Origin of the sequence: Enterobacter cloacae complex sp. P17RS (genome assembly GCF_014895885.1) — a bacterium.
GTDB lineage: Bacteria > Pseudomonadota > Gammaproteobacteria > Enterobacterales > Enterobacteriaceae > Enterobacter > Enterobacter bugandensis.
Map to the genome: position 1 here is coordinate 1 of NZ_JADBQK010000048.1, position 557 is coordinate 557.

Annotated in this window: 1 protein-coding gene; it reads left to right on the forward strand. The window is 30.5% G+C overall.

What is annotated here, in order from left to right:
• Positions 1–525 (forward strand): hypothetical protein (locus tag IM265_RS21870; protein WP_226839601.1); only part of this gene is annotated, 525 nt, incomplete at its 5' end.
• Between the last annotated feature and the right edge of the window lie 32 nt (positions 526–557).

The following is a 557-nucleotide window of genomic DNA, read 5'->3' on the forward strand; positions in this document are numbered from 1 at the left end:
ACCAATAACTATCGAGCACATAATCCCATGACACATTTAAAATTAAAAAAAAATAGTTTATGTATAAAGTTATTTTTTGCTGCATCCTCATTTTTATTTTTAGGATGTGGTGAACAGCACTCAGAAAAATTCAACTCTCTCCCAGAAAATTATAAGTCTATAGATTGTGCTGGAGGAATAGAAACGATTAATGCTAAAAGAATTTCATCAACTACATCTGTAGAAGATAATGAAAATTTGGTAATAAATGGCTGGGCAGTTTTAAACACCAATGAAGGACTGCCTTTTGATAAAGTACAAATATCTATTACGGATGCACGAGATAACATTGTAAGATACAGTACCTTCAAAACTAAAAGAGATGATGTATCTACTTATTTTAAGCAAGGACTTGATGATTCAGGTTTTACAACATTTATTCCGTCATCGTCAATTAAAGGAATAGTTATCCTTAATGTGATAGGAATTAAGGGACAACAATATTATTTATGCAAAAACCTTCAACAAAGAACCAGCATACATTAAATTAAAGGGTGATTAAATTTATCACCCTCTTA